This is a genomic window from Planktotalea arctica (genome assembly GCF_002105285.1).
GTDB classification, from domain to species: domain Bacteria; phylum Pseudomonadota; class Alphaproteobacteria; order Rhodobacterales; family Rhodobacteraceae; genus Planktotalea; species Planktotalea arctica.
This window is the reverse complement of sequence record NZ_MUHR01000038.1, coordinates 1-1,805: the sequence shown is the minus strand read 5'-3', so window position 1 is coordinate 1,805 and position 1,805 is coordinate 1. Positions and strand designations below refer to the sequence as shown.

The 1,805-nt window shown below is 52.4% G+C and carries 3 protein-coding genes; 2 read left to right on the top strand and 1 reads right to left on the bottom strand.

Annotation, left to right across the window (positions count from 1 at the left end; genetic code table 11):
- Window positions 1–545: hypothetical protein (locus tag B9P63_RS18745; protein WP_085311677.1), on the bottom strand; the 545-nt coding region annotated here is incomplete at its 3' end.
- A gap of 148 nt (window positions 546–693) precedes the next feature.
- Here B9P63_RS18745 and B9P63_RS19320 point away from each other — a divergent pair.
- Together B9P63_RS19320 and B9P63_RS18735 are read left to right on the top strand one after the other, a co-directional pair.
- Window positions 694–1,020 (top strand): DUF6626 family protein, encoded by a 327-nt coding sequence (locus B9P63_RS19320; protein ID WP_176219211.1) that lies wholly within the window; start codon window positions 694–696, stop codon window positions 1,018–1,020.
- A gap of 153 nt (window positions 1,021–1,173) precedes the next feature.
- A complete protein-coding gene (locus tag B9P63_RS18735; protein WP_085311673.1) occupies window positions 1,174–1,536 on the top strand; it encodes a hypothetical protein in 363 nt (120 codons plus the stop codon).
- The last annotated feature ends 269 nt before the right edge of the window (window positions 1,537–1,805 follow it).

Genomic DNA, 1,805 nt, shown 5'->3' with positions numbered 1-1,805 from the left:
GTTTTGCCGGACCACTTCAGTGTAATACGTTGTGCCTGCTGTTGGGCGTAGTTGTCGTTGGGTCCAGAGTTCGACTGGTTTACATCCCAACTGAGATTGTCCGAGATCGTGTCACTGCCCATGCGCCAATACTCGTGCGTAACATAGCTCGTCACAGCCGCGCGATCGTGTACGGGCATGATCCAGTTCTTTGCCAGCCGCGCTGTTTGTGTGTGATGTTGCGCCCAGATTGCATTGAGCAAACAGCACATGTGTTCTGTGTCCTGCAGTGGGCTTGGCATTACAAAGTGAACATGGAAGTTCTCATAATCAGCGCCCTCATGTGCAAAGCACCAGCGTGGCACCCGCATGTTCTGACGCTCAGCGGCTTTGCCGTAGATCACGCGGTCCACTTTGTTCCAGTAGCTGCGCAGGAGTTTGTTGGCGCTTTCTCTGCCAATGGTGCGCCCGTTCACGAACTTGAGTGTGCCAAACACGTTCCAGTCTTGTGCCAACAAGTGCTGTACCAATGCCAATCGTTCTTGTTTGCGTTGCTCAAATCCCATTGCGGTCCTCCATGTTTATTTATCAACGAAGGCTCAAAACGGGGCAGAAACGGCAGTGCGGTGATTAAGGAATCACGCGCGGCATAGAAATGCGTCAGCTCGTCAGCTTTGAGATAAATACAATGCAAACAACGCATTGGAGAATTGGATGAGCATAAGACTATTAGAACATATGCGCGATGAGTTGATCGCCACAGGCATCGTGCAGAACACACCAGAGTTCTGTCGCAGCTGGCTGGGGCGCAGTGAGGGCTATATCCGCGTGCTGCGCTATCACAACACGGAACCAAGTGTGGGCACGCTCAGCATCTGCTCAAGTAAATTGGGGCATTACGCAGCGCGATTAGCGGCAAGTGATCAGCACGATCATCAAGCCTGGGGTGAGCGCTTGGCTGCTCTAAAGGCGCTGTGTGAAAGGGCCATAGCTGATCAGTCAGAGGCAGTGTGGCGTGCGCCGGAACGGATGGCGCTATAATGCGGTTTAATCATTGCAGCGTCACTTATGACGTATCTCATCCGAAATTCCCCCTGCAGCCGCAAAAATCTGCGCTGCGGTTTTTTATAGGGAAGTACTTACGCTTTTGGGGTGGCCTTTTACTAACCCCACTCCTGTTAACGGGGAGCGCACATGACTGACCGCGAAGAACTACGCCGACTGATAGATGTGATTGAGAAGGCTTCAGCTAGTGTTCAGCTGGATCAAGCCATTGAGGACATTAAGATCTTTGCAAACACCACAAGCTTCTTGGCCAACAAGCTTGAGACACGGCTCAAAGGTGGCGACGTCAAAGCTAAGAAGCAGCCAAAGTCACGCATTGGCAAAGCTATTGCACCTCCGCCCGTCCCCAAGCCGAATTTGCCAAGCCCACAACAGGCGGGGCCAGGCGCTGCAGGTGGTGGCATGCCCTCAGCCGTGTCTACTGCAACATCACAGGCGGATTACGATAGGCTCAAGCCGCAGGGCGCGCAGGGACCAATATCTGGCAGCTGAACATTGTGGGTGTCACACAGCGTCTGTGCGCGGGCTGTAAGCGGTGACTACGTTAGGTCTGCGCTCAGTGTAGCGAGCAACTAGGGTTACTGCGCTACGCTACTTTTTGGATGGAAACAAACATATATTGAGTTCATGAAGACTTGTAATTTTTGGTTGAAGGTCTGGCAGAGAGGTATGCCTTAGAAGGTGACTTCTTAAACTTTTGCAAAGCGGTCGTTGGTCCAAGACGCAGCGAACGGCGAGAAAGATGAAGGTTTTTCGATGCG